This is a genomic window from Streptomyces sp. CNT372 (genome assembly GCF_000377145.1).
Genome location: NZ_KB897778.1, coordinates 257,534 through 274,916, shown reverse-complemented (window position 1 = coordinate 274,916; position 17,383 = coordinate 257,534). Strand labels below are relative to the sequence as shown.

Annotated in this window: 14 protein-coding genes and 1 pseudogene; 5 read left to right on the top strand and 10 right to left on the bottom strand. The window is 74.2% G+C overall.

Translation table 11 applies throughout. From position 1 onward, the window contains the following. Positions 1-11: 11 nt before the first annotated feature. From iolD to iolC, 4 genes and pseudogenes are all read right to left on the bottom strand, one after another. Positions 12-1,946, bottom strand: a complete 1,935-nt coding sequence (gene iolD, locus C593_RS0106560) for a 3D-(3,5/4)-trihydroxycyclohexane-1,2-dione acylhydrolase (decyclizing) (protein WP_018846499.1) — start codon at positions 1,944-1,946, stop codon at positions 12-14. Positions 1,947-1,971: 25 nt separating this feature from the next. After that, entirely contained in the window at positions 1,972-2,844 is an 873-nt protein-coding gene (gene iolB, locus C593_RS0106555) for a 5-deoxy-glucuronate isomerase (protein ID WP_018846498.1), read from the bottom strand. Positions 2,845-2,861: 17 nt separating this feature from the next. Beyond that, positions 2,862-3,173 (bottom strand): annotated as a pseudogene (locus C593_RS0106550) (Cgl0159 family (beta/alpha)8-fold protein); the annotation flags it as partial. Positions 3,174-3,220: 47 nt separating this feature from the next. After that, positions 3,221-4,342, bottom strand: a complete 1,122-nt coding sequence (gene iolC / locus C593_RS0106545) for a 5-dehydro-2-deoxygluconokinase (protein WP_018846496.1) — start codon at positions 4,340-4,342, stop codon at positions 3,221-3,223. 156 nt (positions 4,343-4,498) lie between these two features. Between iolC and C593_RS0106540 the strand changes: the two genes are divergently transcribed. The 4 genes from C593_RS0106540 (at position 4,499) to C593_RS0106525 (ending at position 8,793) form a co-directional block, all read left to right on the top strand. Then, positions 4,499-5,410, top strand: coding sequence for a sugar phosphate isomerase/epimerase family protein (locus tag C593_RS0106540; protein ID WP_018846495.1), 912 nt, complete (start codon positions 4,499-4,501; stop codon positions 5,408-5,410). A 216-nt stretch (positions 5,411-5,626) separates the two neighbouring features. After that, entirely contained in the window at positions 5,627-5,824 is a 198-nt protein-coding gene (locus C593_RS0106535; RefSeq protein ID WP_018846494.1) for a helix-turn-helix transcriptional regulator, read from the top strand. A gap of 316 nt (positions 5,825-6,140) precedes the next feature. Then, entirely contained in the window at positions 6,141-6,458 is a 318-nt protein-coding gene (locus tag C593_RS0106530; RefSeq protein WP_018846493.1) for a heavy-metal-associated domain-containing protein, read from the top strand. A 97-nt stretch (positions 6,459-6,555) separates the two neighbouring features. Then, positions 6,556-8,793 carry a heavy metal translocating P-type ATPase gene (locus C593_RS0106525; protein WP_018846492.1) on the top strand — a complete coding sequence of 746 codons (2,238 nt, stop codon included), beginning with the start codon at positions 6,556-6,558 and terminating at the stop codon, positions 8,791-8,793. 364 nt (positions 8,794-9,157) lie between these two features. Here C593_RS0106525 and C593_RS0106520 read toward each other — a convergent pair whose 3' ends face one another. Both C593_RS0106520 and recD2 read right to left on the bottom strand, forming a co-directional pair. Further along, positions 9,158-10,447 (bottom strand): citrate synthase, encoded by a 1,290-nt coding sequence (locus C593_RS0106520; protein WP_018846491.1) that lies wholly within the window; start codon positions 10,445-10,447, stop codon positions 9,158-9,160. A gap of 266 nt (positions 10,448-10,713) precedes the next feature. Continuing rightward, a complete protein-coding gene (recD2, locus tag C593_RS0106515) occupies positions 10,714-12,963 on the bottom strand; it encodes an SF1B family DNA helicase RecD2 (protein ID WP_018846490.1) in 2,250 nt (749 codons plus the stop codon). A 207-nt stretch (positions 12,964-13,170) separates the two neighbouring features. On the opposite strand from recD2, the gene C593_RS0106510 reads away from it, so the two are divergent. After that, on the top strand, positions 13,171-13,422 hold the full coding sequence (locus C593_RS0106510; protein WP_018846489.1) for a DUF5133 domain-containing protein: 252 nt from the start codon (positions 13,171-13,173) through the stop codon (positions 13,420-13,422). 82 nt (positions 13,423-13,504) lie between these two features. Here the strand turns inward: C593_RS0106510 and C593_RS0106505 are convergent, their stop codons facing one another. The 4 genes from C593_RS0106505 to C593_RS0106490 form a co-directional block, all read right to left on the bottom strand. After that, positions 13,505-14,323 carry a hypothetical protein gene (locus C593_RS0106505; protein WP_026277418.1) on the bottom strand — a complete coding sequence of 273 codons (819 nt, stop codon included), beginning with the start codon at positions 14,321-14,323 and terminating at the stop codon, positions 13,505-13,507. After that, positions 14,320-14,886 (bottom strand): SigE family RNA polymerase sigma factor, encoded by a 567-nt coding sequence (locus C593_RS0106500; RefSeq protein ID WP_018846488.1) that lies wholly within the window; start codon positions 14,884-14,886, stop codon positions 14,320-14,322. The genes C593_RS0106505 and C593_RS0106500 overlap by 4 nt, the downstream gene beginning before the upstream one ends. 159 nt (positions 14,887-15,045) lie before the next feature. Next, positions 15,046-15,735, bottom strand: a complete 690-nt coding sequence (locus tag C593_RS0106495; protein ID WP_018846487.1) for a hypothetical protein — start codon at positions 15,733-15,735, stop codon at positions 15,046-15,048. Between the two features lie 175 nt (positions 15,736-15,910). Then, positions 15,911-17,233 carry a phytase gene (locus tag C593_RS0106490; RefSeq protein ID WP_018846486.1) on the bottom strand — a complete coding sequence of 441 codons (1,323 nt, stop codon included), beginning with the start codon at positions 17,231-17,233 and terminating at the stop codon, positions 15,911-15,913. Positions 17,234-17,383 lie beyond the last annotated feature (150 nt).

The following is a 17,383-nucleotide window of genomic DNA, read 5'->3' as shown; positions in this document are numbered from 1 at the left end:
TCCCTCGGAGATCAGAGGTGGCGGCGTCGGGCCGCGACGTTCCGGTCGTACTCCTCGCGCGCCGTGACCGCCGACGGGCGGGTCGCGGTCTCGGCCACCGGAACATCCCACCACGCCTGTGCCGCGGGCGGGCCCGACACAGTGTCGGGCGTTTCGGTCTCGACGTAGACACATGTGGGCCGGTCGGCGGCGCGGGCCTCGGCGAGGGCTTCCCGCAGGTCACGCACGGTCCGGGCGCGGATCGTGTGCATGCCGAGGGAGGCCGCGTTGGCGGCCAGGTCCAGCGGCAGCGGCGGGCCGTCGAAGGGTCCGCCGGGGCGGCCGCGCTCCCGGTAGGCGGTGCCGAACCCCTCCCCGCCGACCGTCTCGGAGAGGGCGCCGATCGAGGCGTACCCGTGGTTGTCGAGGATCACCACGCGGACCGGGACGCCCTCCTGGACGGCGGTGACCAGCTCGGTCGGGTTCATCAGATAGGTGCCGTCGCCGACCAGCGCCCACACCGGGCGGCCCGGGGCGGCCATCGCGGTGCCGATCGCGGCCGGGATCTCATAGCCCATACAGGAGTAGCCGTACTCGACGTGGTACTGGTCGGCGGACCGGGTGCGCCAGAGTTTGTGCAGGTCGCCGGGGAGGGAGCCGGCCGCGTTGATCAGGATGTCCTCGCCCGTGACCAGCTCGTCCAGCAAGCCGAGGACCTGGGTCTGGGTGGGGGCCGCGTCCGGCTGGGGCGCGGCGAGCGCGATCGTGACCCGCTTCTCCCACTCCTCCTTGGCGGCCGTGTACGCGGCCCGGTGGGCGGGGTCGACGGTGTGCCCGGCGAGGGCGGCGGTCAGCTCCTCCAGCGCGGCCCGGGCGTCGGCGACGACGGCCAGCCCGGCCATCTTGTGCGCGTCGGAGCCGGTGACGTTGATGTTGACGAAGCGGACGCCGGGGCCGGCGAAGAGGGTGGACGAGGCGGTGGTGAAGTCGGTCCAGCGGGTGCCGACGCCGATCACCAGGTCCGCGGTGCGCGCCAGCTCGTCCGCCGGGGCGGTGCCGGTGTGCCCGATGCCGCCCAGGTCGCACGGGTGGTCGTACGGGAGGGCGCCCTTGCCCGCCTGGGTGGCGGCTACGGGGATGCCGGTGGCGTCCACGAGGGCGCGCAGCGCCGCCTCGGCCTCGCTGTGCCGGATGCCGCCGCCGGCGACGAGCAGCGGGCGGCGTGCGGCCCGGACCGCGCGGGCGGCCTCGGCGAGGGCGTCCGCGTCGGGCCGGGGCCTGCGCACGGGCCAGACCCGCTCGGCGAGGAACCCGGCGGGCCAGTCGTACGCCTCGGCCTGCACGTCCTGCGGGAGGGCGAGGGTCACGGCCCCGGTGCCGGCGGGGTCGGTGAGGACGCGCATCGCCTGGAGGGCGGCCGGGACCAGGGCCTCGGGGCGGGTGACCCGGTCGAACCAGCGGGAGACGGGCCGCAGCGCGTCGTTGACGGACACGTCGCCCGCGCCGGCGGCTTCGAGCTGCTGGAGGACGGGGTCGGCGGGGCGGGTGGCGAACACGTCGCCGGGGAGGAGCAGCACGGGCAGCCGGTTGATCGTGGCGAGGGCGGCGCCGGTGACGAGGTTGGTGGCGCCGGGGCCGATGGAGGTGGTCACGGCGTGAGTGGCGAGGCGGCGGGCCTGGCGGGCGAAGCCGACGGCCGCGTGGACCATGGCCTGTTCGTTGCGGCCCTGGACGAAGGGCATCGCGCCCGGTCGGGGGGCGTCCCAGGGGCTGTCGGCCGCGGCGCCCGACTCCAGGAGGGCCTGGCCGAGGCCCGCGACGTTGCCGTGGCCGAAGATGCCCCAGGTGGCGGCGATCAGGCGCTGCCGGCGGCCGTCCCGTTCGGTGTACTGGGCGGCGAGGAAGCGCACCAGGGCCTGCGCGGTGGTGAGCCGGACGGTCCCCGCCGCCCGCGTCACGGGTGTCATGGGAGTCATCGGGTGTCCCCGGTCGTCATCGGTAGCCCTTCGTCCGTCCGGTCAGGTGGTCGGGGTGGAAGCGGATCAGCCACTCGCGTTCGCCGGGTCCCGCCATCACGTTGAGGTAGTACATGGGGTGGCCGGGCTGGGCGACGGACGGGCCGTGCCAGCCGTCGGGGACGAGGACCGCGTCCCCGCCGCGGACCTCGGCCAGCAGATCGGCGCCGCCGGGGCGGGACGGGGAGACCCGCTGGTAGCCGAGGCCGCCGCCGTCGATCTCGTAGTAGTAGATCTCCTCCAGGACGCTCTCCTCGCCGGGCAGGTGCTCGTCGTGCTTGTGCGGCGGGTAGGAGGACCAGTTGCCGCCGGGGGTGACCACCTCCACGGCGATCAGGCGGTCGCAGGCGAAGACACCGGCCGCGGCGAAGTTGCGCACCTCGCGGGCCTGGACGCCGCTGCCGCGGGCCTCGACCGGTACCTCCGGCGCGGGGCCGTAGCGAGCGGGGAGTCGACGCTCGCACCTCGCTCCTGCCAGGGCGAAGCGGCCTCCCGCACCGGAGGCGATCTGGACGCGGGCGTCCCGCGGCACATAGGCGAAGTCGCTCACCGAGCCGAACACGCTGTCCCGGCCGTGCAGTTGGAACCTCTCGTGGCAGGTCTCGCGGAATGTCTCGCCGTGCGTGGGCCCGTCGTGCGTCTGCACCGTACAGGCCCCGCTCAGCGGGAGCACGACCCATTCGCTGTCGCCCGTGTCGAAGGTGTGCGAGCCGCCGGCCGGCAGGTCCAGCACCCGCAGGGCGGACCGCTCCCAGCCGGCCCGCTCGGGCCCGATGTCCACGGTGTACGCGCCGCCCGCGGTACTGCCCGCGGGGAGGTGGAGCCGGCTTCGGCGGTCGTCGTCGCTCATGTCCCCTGGGTACCCCGTCACAGCAGTCCCACGGCCGTGTCGACCGCGCCGGCCACATCGCCGTCCGCCGGACGGAGCAGGGAGCGGCCCGCGACCAGGCCCTGGACGGTGGGCAGCCGCGGGGCGTCGCGCCACTGGCCGAAGGCACGGTCCGGGTCCGGGCCGGTGTCGCCGCCGAGGAGGACGGCGGGGAGGACGGCGGGGAGGGTGGAGGTCTCCAGCTCCGCCCGCATATCGCCGGGGTCCTCGGTGGCGGGCACCTTGAGCCAGGTGTACGCGGAGGTGCCGCCGAGCCCGGAGGCGACGGCCAGGGAGCGGGAGACGGCCTCGGGGTGCCGGGCCCGGATCCCGGCCGGCTCCCCGGCGTCCACCCGGCTCACGGGGCGTCACCCTCCGCGTGCCGGGCGGTACCGCCGGGCGCGGAGGGCGGGGCGGTGCCGCCCGGCGGGTGCGGGGGCGCGTCCCCGGGCGGAGGCGCGGGCGTGGCCGGCCCCGCGCCGTCCGGCCCGCCGGGGCGGCTCGGGTCCGGTGGGACGGGGCCGCCCGCGAGGACCTGCTCCACCTCCGCCTCGTACGGCATCGCCGACGAGCACGCGAGGCGTGCCGCGACCACCGCCCCCGCCGCGTTGGCGAAGCGCACCACCCGCTCCAGCTCCCAGCCCGCGAGCAGTCCGTGGCAGAGCGCCCCGCCGAACGCGTCGCCCGCGCCGAGGCCGTTGACCACCTCCACGGGCACGGGCGGGACCTGGACGCGGGTGCCGTCGCGGTCGGCGGCGAGCACCCCCTTGGGGCCCTGCTTGACGACGGCGAGTTCCACGCCCGCCGCGAGCAACGCCTCTGCCGCCGCGTGCGGTTCGCTCTCCCCGGTGGCGATCGCGCACTCCTCCGCGTTGCCGACGGCGACGGTCGCGTGCGCGAGGGCCTGGGCGTAGTGGGCCCGGGCCGCGCCCGGGTCGGGCCAGAACGCGGGGCGCCAGTCCAGGTCGAAGACGGTGGTGCCGGCTGTGCCGCGGTGGGCGAGCGCCGCGAGGGTGGCCGTCCGGCTGGGCTCGGCGCACAGGCCCGTCCCCGTCATCCAGAAGACACGCGCGGTGCGGATCGGCTCGCGTTCGAGTTCGCTCTCCCGGATCTCCAGATCGGGGGCCCTGGGCAGCCGGTAGAAGTAGAGGGGGAAGTCGTCCGGGGGGAAGATCTCGCAGAAGGTGACCGGGGTGGGGTACTCCTCCACCGAGGTCACCCAGCGGTCGTCGACCCCGAACTCCCGCAGGGCGCCGTGCAGATACTCTCCGAAGGGGTCCTGGCCGGTGCGGGTGATCAGGGCCGTCCGCCGGCCGAGCCGGGCTGCGGCGACGGCGACGTTGGCGGGCGAGCCCCCGAGGAACTTCCCGAAGGTGTCGACCTCGGCCAGCGGCACCCCGGTGCGCAGCGGATACAGGTCCACCCCGATCCGGCCCATGGTGATCACGTCGTACCGCGGCGGGGCGTACGGCTCAGGCATACGTGTCCCTTCGTCAGGGGGCGGCGCCCACCGCCCCCGAGGCGCACCCGGGTCCAGGGCCTGTCTAGCCCGCCCCGGCGAACCCTGTCAATATTTTGTCCGGACATTCTGACCAAGCCTTGACACCCTTCTCCGGCGGCCGGGATGGTGAACGGCATGACCTCCCCCGTACCCGCCCAGAACCGCATCCGGGTCGGCTCGGCCCCCGATTCCTGGGGGGTGTGGTTCCCCGACGATCCCCAACAGGTCCCCTGGCGGCGCTTTCTCGACGAGGTGGCCCGTGCCGGCTACGAGTGGATCGAACTCGGCCCCTACGGCTATCTGCCGAGCGACCCCGCCGTACTCGCTGAGGAAACGTCACGCCGCGGGCTGAAGGTCTCCGCGGGGACCGTCTTCACCGGCCTCCACCACGGGCCCGCCGTATGGGACGCGACCTGGGCGCACGTGGCCGCCGTCGCCGGACTCACCCGGGCCATGGGCGCGGAGCACCTGGTGGTCATCCCCTCCTTCTGGCGGGACGACAAGACCGGCCGGGTGCTGGAGGACTCGGCTCTCACTCCCGCGCAGTGGCGCGAACTGACCGCCCAGACCGAGCGCCTGGGGCATGAGGTGCGGGAGCGCTTCGGCCTGCGGATCGTCGTCCATCCGCACGCGGACACCCATATCGACACCGAGGAGAACGTCACCCGTTTCCTCGACGCCACCGATCCGGGCCTGGTCTCCCTGTGCCTGGACACCGGGCACTACGCCTACTGCGGCGGCGACAGCGTGGACCTTGTCAAGCGCTACGGCGAACGGATCGGATACCTCCACCTGAAGCAGGTCGACCCGGCGGTCCTCGCCGAAGTGGCCGCCGAGCAGCTGCCCTTCGGACCGGCGGTCGCCCGGGGCGTGATGTGCGAGCCGCCGGCCGGGGTCCCGGCCCTGGAGCCGGTCCTCGCCGCGGCCGCCGCCCTGGACGTGGACCTGTTCGCCATCGTCGAGCAGGACATGTACCCCTGCCCGCCCGACCGGCCCTATCCGATCGCCGAACGGACGCGCGGATTCCTGCGCTCCTGCGGCCTCTGAGGCTGATGCGGCACTTCCGTCACCGTTGTCCCGGCCTCATCACACATGTCTCCGTTACGCGGGTCTTCCGTCACAGGCGGTCGACAGCATGGCCCCCGCAGCCGTCCGGCCTCGTTCAGCGGGCACAGGCTCAGTGATCGCCAGCGTCCGCGCGGCAGCTCCCCCGACGGCATCCCGACCGCCGCTGCTGCGCGCGCAAGGAGGTGCCACGCACATATGACGGACCGAAACCTGTGGTCCTACAAGGACATCGCCGCCCACATCCGGGTGCAGCCGGACACCGTCCGCTCCTATCGCAAGCACGGGCTGCTCCCTCCCCCCGACCACGTGGAGGGCGGCAAGCCCTACTGGCGCGCGGACACCATCCGCGCCTGGGTGGCCAACAGGCCGGGCAACAGGGGCCGTCGGGAGTGACCTCCGGGGAGCGGCGCTCCCCCCGAGGGCCCCGCGACCGCCACGGCGGTCGCGGGGCCCTCGACTGCCGTCCGGGCTCGGACCCCGGCGCTCGGGGGCGGGGAGCGGGTCACGTACGCCGCCGAGCAGAAGAGCGCGATGCTCCGCTCCCCCGACCCGCACCTCGGCGAGGAGCCCGAGGCCCCTGCGCCCGGCGTTCGCCTTTATACCCCCTAGGGGTATAGGGTGCGTACCATGGGCCACCGCGGACCCGCCCGGGGACCGCGTCGCGCCCCGCCACACCCGCACCGTACGTCGCGCTGATGAGGAGAACGCCATGACCACCGAGGCGAAGACCGACACCGAGGCCGCCGGGACGACCGGCTCCTGCTGCTCGGCGGACGGCGGCGGCCACGACGACGGCACGGACGCGGGGACCGGCCAGGTCACCACGGTCTACCGCGTCACCGGCATGACCTGCGGGCACTGCGAGGGCGCGGTCGGCAGCGAGATCTCCGCGCTCGCCGGCGTGGCCTCCGTGCGGGCCGAGGCCGCCACCGGCCTGGTGACCGTGGTCTCCAAGGCCCCGCTCGACGAGGCCGCGGTGCGCGAGGCCGTCGACGAGGCGGGCTACGAACTGGCCGGCCTGGCCTGATCGTTGCCACGGGGGACGGCCGGGGGCCGGGCAGCGCACGACCGGGACGATACTGGTCGCGTACAGCCCGGCCCCTCGTACACCTGGAGTCCCGACCGTGGAAACAGCCCAGGTCGAGCTCACCATCGGCGGGATGACCTGCGCCTCGTGCGCGGCCCGCGTCGAGAAGAAGCTCAACCGCATGGACGGCGTGACCGCCACCGTCAACTACGCGACCGAGAAGGCCCGGGTCACCTACCCGGCCTCGATGCCCGTCGCGGACCTGGTCGCCACCGTGGTGCGGACCGGCTACACGGCCGAGGAGCCGCCCCCGCCGCCCGCTCCGGAACCCGCCGCGGACATGCCCGCCGGTGAAGCCGGCCCCGCCGGGGCAGCGCCCCGGGAGCAGGACGCCCTGCGGCAGCGACTCGTCGTCTCCGCCGTCCTCGCCGCGCCCGTGGTCGCGACGGCGATGGCCGAACCCCTCCAGTTCGACAACTGGCAGTGGCTCTCGCTCACCCTCGCCGCCCCCGTCGTCGTCTGGGGCGGCCTGCCGTTCCACCGGGCCGCCTGGACCAATCTGCGCCACGGGGCGGTCTCCATGGACACCCTGGTCTCCCTCGGCACCCTGGCGGCCTTCGGCTGGTCCCTGTGGGCCCTGTTCCTCGGGGACGCCGGCGTGCCGGGCATGCGCCACCCCTTCACCTTCACCGTCGGGCGCGCGGACGGCTCCTCGGCCATCTACCTCGAAGTGGCCGCGGGGGTTGTGACCTTCATCCTGCTGGGCCGCTGGCTGGAGGCCCGCGCCAAGCGCCGGGATGGTGCCGCGTTGCGGGCCCTGATGGAGCTGGGCGCCCGGGACGTGTCCGTGCTGCGCGACGGCCGGGAGGTGCGGATGCCGGCCGCCGCCCTCATCGTGGGCGACCGCTTCGTCGTGCGCCCCGGGGAGAAGATCGCGACGGACGGCAGGGTCCTGGAGGGCTCCTCCGCCGTGGACGCCTCGATGCTGACCGGCGAGTCCGTGCCCGTGGACGTGGCCCCCGGCGACCCGGTGACGGGCGCGACGCTGAACACCTCCGGTCGGCTGGTCGTGGCGGCCACCCGGGTCGGCGCCGAGACCCAGCTCGCCCGGATGGCCCGGCTCGTCGAGGAGGCGCAGAACGGCAAGGCCCGCGTGCAGCGCCTCGCGGACCGGGTGTCCGCCGTGTTCGTGCCCGTGGTGCTGGTGATCGCGCTGACCACCCTGGTGGTCTGGATGCTGGCGACCGACGATGTGACGGCGGCGTTCACGGCGGCCGTGGCCGTGCTGATCATCGCCTGTCCGTGCGCCCTCGGGCTGGCCACGCCGACGGCCCTGATGGTCGGCACCGGCCGGGGCGCCCAGCTCGGCATCCTGGTGCGCGGCCCGGAGGTGCTGGAGTCCACCCGCCGGGTGGACACCGTGGTCCTGGACAAGACCGGCACGGTCACCTCCGGCCGGATGACCCTGCGGGAGGTCGTCCCCGCCCAGGGGGTCGCGGAGGCGGAGCTGCTGCGCCTCGCGGGCGCCCTGGAGCACGCCTCGGAGCACCCGGTCGCCCGGGCCGTGGCGGCGGGCGCGGCGGAGCGCACGGGCCCGCCGCCGGCCGCCTCGGAGGTCGTGGACCTGCCGGGGCTCGGGATCCGGGGCACGGTCGAGGGGCGGGAGGTCCTGGTGGGCAGCGCCCGGCTGCTGCGGGACCAGGGCGTGGAGGTGCCGGACGCCCTCGCCGGAGCGGCCGGCGCGGACCGCACCGCCGTGTTCGCCGCGGCCGACGGCAAGGCCCTCGGCGTGCTGACGGTCGCCGACGCCGTGCGGGCGACCAGCGCCGAGGCGGTACGGGAGCTGCGCGCCCTCGGCCTGCACCCGGTCCTGCTGACCGGCGACAGCCGCGCGGTCGGCGAGGCGGTGGCCGCCGAGGTGGGCATCGACGAGGTGTACGCGGAGGTCCTGCCCGAGGAGAAGGCCCGGACGGTGGCCCGGCTGCAGGCCGAGGGCCGGACCGTGGCGATGGTCGGCGACGGGGTGAACGACGCGGCCGCCCTGGCCTGCGCGGACCTCGGTCTGGCGATGGGCACGGGCACCGACGCGGCCGTGGAGGCGGGCGACCTGACCCTCGTCCGGGGCGACCTGCGGGCCGCCGGGGACGCGATCCGTCTCGCACGTCGGACTCTGGCCACGGTCAAGGGGAATCTTTACTGGGCCTTTGGATACAACGTCGCCGCACTGCCACTGGCCGCGTTCGGCCTGCTCAACCCCATGATCGCGGGTTTGGCGATGGCCTTTTCGTCCGTGTTTGTCGTGTCCAACAGCCTGCGGCTCCGGAGCTTCTCGTGACTACAAATAGGTCACAGGACCTTCACATCGAGACCTAGATCACAGATATTTGGGGGTAACCATTCAGGCTTCTCGCGAGTCTAAGTGGGCGATGCCAGAACGTCTTGGGGGACGTTCATGGAATGTCTTGGGGGACGTTCCAGGCAAGCGTTGGCCGGGGCACGTACCCGGGGAGCTTTGAGCGGCCCTCCCGAGCGTGCGTACCCCGGCAGATCGCGAGGGAGTGGCAGTCGCGCGAGCGGCTGCGGCTTCGCAGACGCCCGGCCGGATCCCGTGGGGGGAATCCGCTCCGGGGATATGGGAAGCGCCCCGTCTCCGACCCGTGGGGGGATCGGCGGCGGGGCGCTTCTTCGTTCCGTACGGCTCAGCGGGCCTCGACCGGGACGAAGTCGCGAAGGACCTCACCGGTGTAGATCTGGCGCGGACGGCCGATGCGCGAACCGGGCTCCTTGATCATCTCGTGCCACTGGGCGATCCAGCCCGGGAGGCGGCCGAGGGCGAAGAGCACGGTGAACATCTCGGTCGGGAAGCCCATCGCGCGGTAGATGAGACCCGTGTAGAAGTCCACGTTCGGGTAGAGGTTGCGCTGGACGAAGTAGTCGTCCGAGAGCGCGTGCTCCTCCAGCTTCAGCGCGATGTCCAGCAGCTCGTCGGACTTGCCGAGGGCCGAGAGGACGTCGTGCGCCGCCGCCTTGATGATCTTCGCGCGGGGGTCGAAGGACTTGTACACCCGGTGGCCGAAGCCCATCAGGCGGACGCCGTCCTCCTTGTTCTTCACCTTGTTGATGAAGGAGTCGACGTTGCCGCCGTCCGCCTGGATGCCCTCCAGCATCTCCAGCACGGACTGGTTGGCGCCGCCGTGCAGGGGGCCCCACAGGGCGCTGATGCCGGCGGAGATGGAGGCGAACATGTTCGCCTGCGAGGAGCCGACCAGGCGCACGGTGGAGGTGGAGCAGTTCTGCTCGTGGTCCGCGTGCAGGATGAGCAGCTTGTCGAGGGCGGAGACGACGACCGGGTCGAGCTCGTACTCCTGCGCGGGGACCGAGAAGGTCATGCGGAGGAAGTTCTCCACATAGCCCAGGTCGTTGCGCGGGTAGACGAAGGGGTGGCCGATCGACTTCTTGTAGGCGTAGGCCGCGATCGTCGGGAGCTTGGCCATCAGCCGGATCGTCGACAGGTGGCGCTGCTGCTCGTCGAACGGGTTGTGGCTGTCCTGGTAGAACGTGGACAGCGCGCTGACCACCGAGGACAGCATGGCCATCGGGTGGGCGTCGCGCGGGAAGCCCTGGAAGAAGCGCTTGACGTCCTCGTGCAGCAGGGTGTGCTGGGTGATCTCGTTCTGGAAGGTCGCCAGCTCGTCGACGGTGGGAAGCTCGCCGTTGATGAGCAGCGAGGCCACCTCGAGGAAGGTGGAGCGCTCGGCGAGCTGCTCGATCGGGTAGCCGCGGTAGCGCAGGATGCCCTGCTCGCCGTCCAGGTAGGTGATCGCGGATTTATAGGCGGCGGTGTTGCCGTATCCGCTGTCCAGGGTCACCAGACCGGTCTGGGCTCGGAGCTTCCCGATGTCGAAGCCCTTGTCACCGACGGTGCTCTCGACCACCGGGTAGGTGTATTCACCGTCCGCGTACCGCAGTACTACAGAGTTGTCGCTCACGTCATCCCTCACCGACGTAGTGCCTCTTCTTCGAGGTGCCCTGACTGTCTCTACCATCCCCCATTTGGCTCAGGAGAGTGCACTCGGGGTCGACCATTGGGCCCATCGGCGGCACTCAGTGCCGCCAACCTGCTCATCTTGCCCCCTTCGCCCGGGTTCTGAAAGCCGGGGTGGGGTCGGGGTGGTGTTTCCCACGTCGCGCACCGCCCGAACCGCCCGCCCCAGGCGTTTCCCGGGGCGGGCGGTCAGGGCGGGGCGGACCGGCCTCAGCCCGCCCCGGCGCCGAGGCGGTGGTCGAGGGCCGTGAAGCGGCGGCCGGCCGAGACCGTGCGCACGGCCTGGCCGATCGCCTTCCGGGAGCCGACCAGGACGACCAGCCGCTTGGCCCGGGTGACGGCCGTGTAGAGCAGATTGCGCTGGAGCATCATCCACGCACCTGTGGTGACCGGGATCACCACGGCCGGGTACTCGCTGCCCTGGGAGCGGTGGATGGTGACCGCGTAGGCGTGGGCCAGCTCGTCCAGCTCGTCGAAGTCGTAGGGCACCTCCTCGTCCTCGTCGGTCAGGACGGTCAGGCGCTGGTCGTCGGTGCTGAGCGAGGTGACGACGCCGACCGTGCCGTTGAAGACGCCGTTGCGGCCCTTCTCGTAGTTGTTGCGGATCTGGGTGACCTTGTCGCCCACGCGGAAGACCCGGCCGCCGAACCGCTTCTCCGGCAGCTCCGGGCGGGCCGGGGTGACCGCCTGCTGGAGGAGCCCGTTGAGCACGCCGGCGCCCGCGGGGCCGCGGTGCATCGGGGCGAGGACCTGGACGTCCCGCCGCGGGTCGAGCCCGAACTTCGCGGGGAGCCGCCGGGCCGCCACGTCCACGGTGAGCCGGCCGGCCTCCTCGGTGTCCTCCTCGACGAAGAGGAAGAAGTCCTTCAGCCCCTTGGTGACCGGCTGGTGGCCGGAGTTGATGCGGTGCGCGTTGGTCACCACGCCCGACTCCTGGGCCTGCCGGAAGATCCGGGTCAGCCGCACACTGGGCACCGGTCCGCCGGGCGCGAGCAGATCGCGCAGGACCTCGCCCGCGCCGACGCTGGGCAGCTGGTCCACATCCCCGACGAGCAGCAGATGGGCGCCCGGGGCTACGGCCTTGATCAGCTTGTTGGCGAGGAGGAGGTCGAGCATGGACGCCTCGTCGACGACCACCAGGTCCGCGTCGAGCGGCCGGTCCGCGTCGTAGGCCGCGTCCCCGCCGGGTTTCAGCTCCAGCAGCCGGTGGACGGTGGACGCCTCGGCGCCCGTCAGCTCGGCGAGCCGCTTGGCCGCCCGGCCCGTGGGGGCGGCGAGCTGCACCTTGGCCTTCTTCGCCCGCGCCAGCTCCACGATCGAGCGGACCGTGAACGACTTGCCGCAGCCCGGACCGCCGGTCAGCACCGCCACCCTGCTGGTGAGGGCGAGCCGGACGGCGGCCTCCTGCTCGGGCGCCAGCTCCGCCCCGGTGCGCCGCGCCAGCCACGCCAGCGCCCTGTCCCAGTCCACCTCCCGGAAGGCCGGCATCCGGTCCTCCTCGGCCCGCAGCAGCCGGCGCAGCCGGCCCGCGAGGGACAGCTCGGCGCGGTGGAAGGGCACCAGGTACACGGCGGTGACCGGCTCCCCGCCGTCCGGCCCGGGGACCTGCTCGCGCACCACGCCCTCCTCGTCCGCGGCGAGTTCGGCGAGGCACTCGATGACGAGACCGGTGTCGACCTGGAGCAGCTTCACGGAGTCGGCGATGAGCTGCTCCTCGGGCAGGAAGCAGTGGCCCTGGTCGGTGGACTGCGACAGGGCGTACTGCATACCGGCCTTGACGCGCTCGGGGCTGTCGTGGGGTATGCCCACGGCCCTGGCGATCCGGTCGGCGGTGAGGAAGCCGATGCCCCAGACGTCGGCGGCCAGGCGGTAGGGCTGGTTCTTCACCACCGAGATCGAGGCGTCCCCGTACTTCTTGTAGATCCGCACGGCGATGGAGGTGGAGACGCCGACGCCCTGGAGGAAGACCATGACCTCCTTGATCGCCTTCTGTTCCTCCCAGGCCGCGCCGATCAGCCGGGTCCGCTTCGGGCCGAGGCCGGGCACCTCGATCAGCCGGGCGGGCTCCCGCTCGATGACGTCGAGGGTGTCCGTGCCGAAGTGGTCCACGATCCGCTCGGCGATCCGGGGCCCGATGCCCTTGATCAGGCCGGAGCCCAGATAGCGGCGGATGCCCTGGACGGTCGCGGGCAGGACGGTGGTGTAGTTCTCCACGGTGAACTGCCGGCCGTACTGGGGGTGGGAGCCCCAACGCCCCTCCATCCGCAGCGACTCCCCGACCTGCGCCCCGAGCAGGGACCCGACGACGGTCAGCAGCTCCCCCGCCCCGCGGCCGGTGTCGACGCGCGCGACGGTGTAGCCGTTCTCCTCGTTGGCGTAGGTGATGCGTTCCAGGACGCCTTCGAGCACGGCCGGGGTGAAGCCCGGCGCGCTCGCCGGGCGGGTAGCCGGAGTGGACATGGACCGACGGTATCGCCCGGCACGGACACCGCGGGCCGCCTGTGGACAACCCGGCCCGGGACCCCGCGCGCGGGCCACGACAGGGGATGTTTTCGGACGAAGCACGCCCTGGAGCGGGGATTTGGCGGAAAACGTACGGCATGCGGGCCTCCGGACCGGGCATACGGTCGTCACCACCGGGAGACTCACCGAGGCATGGGGAGGGGCATGGTGCTGACGCCGGATCCGAGAGTCGTGCGCGGGCTGCTGGCGCGCTACGCGGAGCTGAGGATCGCCGGAACGACGGGCGACGCCGAACGCCGGGCGCTGGACGACGTCGTCTACACCCTGTGTGTGCTGACGGGCACCACCACGATCGGGGACGCGCTGGAGCGGGCGGACGCCCTGCTCGCCGCGGCGCCCGCGGCACCCGTGGCGGCAAAGGCACCGCCACCGGACGACGTCACCCTCGTCGCCTGACGAGGGCCGGGCCGCCCGGCACGACTGAGGGGGCCACCCCACGGGACACACGGGTGGCCCCCTCCGCCGTGCCGGGGCCGAGTCAGTCCCCCGGGGAGCCCGAGGGCCGGTTGAAGTGCCGCTCCAGCAGGACGGTGCCGTCCGCGCGGTATGCCGTGACCGTCCAGCCGCCGGTGCCGGACCCGGAGCGGGTGCCGGACCCGGTGCCAGTGCCGGACCCGGACCCGGAGCCTCCCGAACCGCTCGCGCCCGCCGCCCCGTCCGCGAAGACGTGGTAGACGCCCCAGCCCGGGTCCCCCGGCAGCCGCAGCATCCCGGCCGGGTGCACGGTGCCCGCCTCCGTGCGGACCGTGATCCGCGCCGGGAGGGTCCCGCTGCGGAACGCCCCCGTGTAGAGCACGGTCGGGGACCTGTCCTCCCCCTGGGCGCCGCCGCTGAGGCTCTCCGGCGGAATGTTGTCGCCCACGGCACCGCGGGCCGCCGCCAGGCTCGCGCCGAGGTCGCCCCGCCCCAGCACATGGTTCTGCGCCCCCTCCGGCAGCAGCGCCAACGACCAGCCCCGGCCGATCGGGACGCGCTCGTACGGGGCGACCGTGCGCAGGCCCCGGTGCGGTGGAGCCGGCACCTCCGGCGCGCTCGCCGGGGGCGCCGGTGCGGGCTCCGGGCCGGGCGCGGCCTCCCGGGCCACCGGCAGCAGGACCAGGACACCCAGCAGCGCACCGCCGGCCCCGGCCAGCGCGGCGGCCCCAAGCGCGCGCCGGCGCGTGCGCGCCGCACGCCCCCGGCGCACCACCTCGTCGACCGGCGCGGGGCCCTGGGGCACCGTGCCGGCCTCGGCCCGCAGCGCCTCGCCGAGGGCCCGGCTCGCGGGCCCGGCCCCGTGCTCGTACGCGTCGTTCACCGCGTCCGCCCTCCCGTCCGCGCCGGACGCCCCGCACCCGCCGGACGCCCCGCGTCCACGGTCGCCGTCGGGGCCGGGGCGATGCCCGGGTGCTCGCGCAACTTGCCCAGGGCGCGGGCCACATGGGTACGGACGGTGCCCACACCCGTGCCCAGCAGGACGGCCACCTCGCTCTCGCTGCGGTCCTCCAGATAGCGCAGCACGACCACCGCCCGCTGTCTCGGGGTCAGTTGGGCGAGCGCGTCCAGCACCGCGCCCCGCTCCGTGACGGCGTCGGCGCGGTCCGGGGCGGCGGCCTCCGGGATGCGCGTGGTCAGCCACTCGCGCAGCCGGACACGCCGCAGCCGGTCCCGGTGGGTGTTGATCATGATCCGCCAGACATAGGAATCGGGGTCCTCGGCCCGCCGTACGCGGTCCCACTTCACGTACGCCTTCGCCAGGGCCGCCTGCACGAGATCCTCCGCGTCGTGGTGGTGCCCCGTCAGCAGATGGGCGGTCCGGAGCATCCGCGGCCACCGGGCGGCCACGAAATCCCGGAAGTCCGCCTCCGCGCTCGTCTTCACTCGTGTCCTCGTGTTCGACGTCCGGGGACACGGAGCCGTGTCCCCGGACGGTACGCCCCGGACCCGGGCACCGGCGCCTGGGGGGCGCTCGGAGCCCGGGGCCGGGGCCTGGGCCGGGGTGCCGGGCCTCGGAGCCTCGGGGCCCCGGAGCCCTGAGGGTCAGTTCCCGGCAGCCGGGCCGGCCGACGGGAAGGGCTCGTACGCCAGATCGGCCAGCACCGTGCCGTCGCCGGCGTACGCGGTCACCACCGTGGTCTGTCGGGGCGTGCCGGACCCGGTCGCGTAGAGGTGGTACGTCCCCCAGCCCGGCTCGCCCGGCAGGGTCAGCATCCCGGCCTCGCGCTCCTCGCCCGCGCCGACCCGGACGGTGACGCGCGCCGGGGCGGTGTCCAGGCGCCAGGCTCCGGTGAACAGGACGTCGTCACCGTCGCTGTACTGCCCGCCGCTGAGGCTGCCCGGGCGGATGTCGTCCCCCGTGTACCCCTTGGCCCGCTCGACGCTCTCCTCGAAGTCCTGCCAGGCCACCACGTAGTTCTGGCGCCCCTCGGGGAGCAGGCCCGTCACCGCGCCGCCGCCGATCGCCACGGGCTCGTAGGGCCGCACCACCCGCGGCCCGGAAACGGCCGCCGCCCGCTCCGGAGCGGCGGCCTCCGGTGCGGGGGCTGCGGCCTCCGGTGCCGGGGCGGCCGCGGGCGCGGGTCCGCTCCCGCCGCCGGACCGCTCCCCGAGGGCGACCGCCGTCCCGGCGCCGGCCGCGAGCAGCACCGCCACCGCGGCGGCCGCCGTCAGCCCGCGCGCCCTCGCCGTCCGCGCCGTCCTCGCGTTCGCCCCCGCCGTCGTCCTGCGCATCAACCGACCTCCGTCGTCGTGTACGTGCCGAAAGGTTGTTCTCACCTCTCAGACGACCCCGGCACCGGATCCCTATGACAAGCCCGGGACGGAATTACGGACACCGCGGCGCGGGCGCTTTCACGCCATGGGGTGCGCGTCACACGGAGCGGACGCCGCACGCGGTGCGTGCGCGTCACAGGGAGGTGCGGCGGAGGACCTCTCCCAGGTCGACGAACGTGAAGTCGGTGGCCTCGCGGCCGCCGGGGTCGTCCTCGTGGCCGTCGTGGACGACGAGGAGGCCGTGCGGATACTCCGGGCCGAGCGGGGCGTTGAGGGCGGCGGCGCCGTCGCTCTCCTCGGCGCCGTCGGTGCCGCGGCCCGCGGTCACCCGGAACCCGGCCGCGTAGACGCCCCGGCGGTACAGGGCGAAGGTGTCGTCGCCCTGGCTGGAGACCAGCAGATGGCGCGTGCCGTCGCGGCCGGTGACCAGGGTCAGGCCCTCCACGTCGGCCGAGAGCCGGGTACCGCCGTGGCCCGGGTCGGCGCCGGGCACGCACTCGTCGGCCTCCTCGTCGTAGACGCCCGGGACGCCGAACTCGCGTACGCGGTCGGTCAGCCGGGGCGTTCCGGTGAGGTCGGCGGGGAGCCGCCAGATGCCGACGTCCTCCTGGGCCGCGTAGAGCGTGCCGGTGTCCGGGTCGACGACCATGCCCTCGACCTGCGGGAGGGCGCCCGGTTCGGCGCAGGGTGTCCAGGTGGTGCCGCCCGGGAGGCGGAAGGAGGCGGGCAGACGCAGGGTGCGGACCTTGCGGTAGGTGACCGTGCCGGAGCGGGTGGGCAGCAGTTCCAGCAGGGCGAGTTCGGTGCGTTCGCGCCGGCTGACGACCGCGTACGCCCGGCCCGAGCGGGGGTCGGTCCAGGTGGCGAGGCCGTAGGCGGTGCGCTGCTCGTTCACCTCGGCCTGCCCGGAGGAGAAGACGCGGGGCGCGGCCGGGTCGGTGACGTCCCGGAGCGGGGCGGCGGTCCGGCCCGGGGAGACGCGGTGGACGCGGAGGCGGTCGTGGCCCCGGTCGGTGGTGACCGCCAGGTCCGCGGGCCCGGTGGGCAGGCGCAGTCCGTGGACCAGGTCGACGTTGTTGAAGCGGCCGGGGGCGTCCCCGGGCCGGGGGGGCGGCGGTGCGGGGAGGGACTGGACGAGGCGGGCTTCCAGGTCGTAGACGCGCAGGCCGCCCTCCTTGGCCGTCGCGATCACCAGACTGCGGGCCGGGTCGGCGGGGTTGCGCCAGATCGCGGGGTCGTCGGCGTCCGCGTTGCCCCCGGCCTCGTCGTCGTACAGGGGTGGCGTCTCGGCGCGCGGCTGGACGGCCGGGAGCGGGGCGGCCGGGAGCGGAACGGCGGCCGCCGGGGTGGCGCCGACGGGGGCGGCGGGCGCGGCGGCCAGGGCGACCAGGGCGGTGGCGAGGGCGAGCGCGGCCGTGGTCGTGGTCGTGGCGGGGCGCGGGAGGCGGAGCCTCATGACGGGGGGTCCTAACTGTCGGGTACGCGTCAGGTGCCGAGCGTGAGGGTGACGCCGCCGGGTGGCCGCCGCGCGCACGGCGGGCCAGGGCGGTGTGTGCCACCGGTGAACGATGGGTGCGCGCGGACCCGCCCCCGCCGGGGACCGGCC

Coding starts and splice junctions, on each gene's coding strand:
- iolD (WP_018846499.1), bottom strand. CDS start 1,946: ATGACACCCGTGACGCGGGCGGCGGGGACCGTCCGGCTCACCACCGCG.
- iolB (WP_018846498.1), bottom strand. CDS start 2,844: ATGAGCGACGACGACCGCCGAAGCCGGCTCCACCTCCCCGCGGGCAGT.
- iolC (WP_018846496.1), bottom strand. CDS start 4,342: ATGCCTGAGCCGTACGCCCCGCCGCGGTACGACGTGATCACCATGGGC.
- C593_RS0106540 (WP_018846495.1), top strand. CDS start 4,499: ATGACCTCCCCCGTACCCGCCCAGAACCGCATCCGGGTCGGCTCGGCC.
- C593_RS0106535 (WP_018846494.1), top strand. CDS start 5,627: ATGACGGACCGAAACCTGTGGTCCTACAAGGACATCGCCGCCCACATC.
- C593_RS0106530 (WP_018846493.1), top strand. CDS start 6,141: ATGACCACCGAGGCGAAGACCGACACCGAGGCCGCCGGGACGACCGGC.
- recD2 (WP_018846490.1), bottom strand. CDS start 12,963: ATGTCCACTCCGGCTACCCGCCCGGCGAGCGCGCCGGGCTTCACCCCG.
- C593_RS0106510 (WP_018846489.1), top strand. CDS start 13,171: ATGGTGCTGACGCCGGATCCGAGAGTCGTGCGCGGGCTGCTGGCGCGC.
- C593_RS0106495 (WP_018846487.1), bottom strand. CDS start 15,735: ATGCGCAGGACGACGGCGGGGGCGAACGCGAGGACGGCGCGGACGGCG.
- C593_RS0106490 (WP_018846486.1), bottom strand. CDS start 17,233: ATGAGGCTCCGCCTCCCGCGCCCCGCCACGACCACGACCACGGCCGCG.